The following is a 323-nucleotide window of genomic DNA, read 5'->3' as shown; positions in this document are numbered from 1 at the left end:
CGCGATCAAGGTACGCCAGACTATAGGTAATAAAAATAATCGGCATTAAATACCACCAGCGACGCACTGGTAATTTCGCGAGCATTTGCATAAGCAATCCTCAGATAATGAATATCATCACACGGGTTTAATATATCGTCTTTCAGGTATCGCGAGCGTGCCAGTTTCCCGAAAGACGCAAAGTTATTTAAACGGCAGCAAGCATCCCACCATCCACAAACAACAAATGACCGTTAACGAAGTTTGCAGCAGGTGAAGCCAGATACACCGCCGCGCCAATCAACTCTTCCGGTTTTCCCCAGCGTGCTGCCGGGGTGCGCTGA

Annotated in this window: 1 protein-coding gene; it reads right to left on the bottom strand. The window is 48.0% G+C overall.

Annotation, left to right across the window (positions count from 1 at the left end):
* Positions 1 to 187: 187 nt before the first annotated feature.
* The coding region (locus CWM53_RS20220) for an SDR family oxidoreductase (RefSeq protein WP_133124371.1) at positions 188 to 323 on the bottom strand (136 nt) is incomplete at its 5' end.

This window comes from Klebsiella sp. A-Nf5, from assembly GCF_002810545.1.
Taxonomy (GTDB): Bacteria; Pseudomonadota; Gammaproteobacteria; order Enterobacterales; family Enterobacteriaceae; genus Klebsiella; species Klebsiella variicola.
The sequence above is the reverse complement of the archived record's forward strand: the minus strand, read 5'-3'. Positions and strand labels throughout refer to the sequence as shown.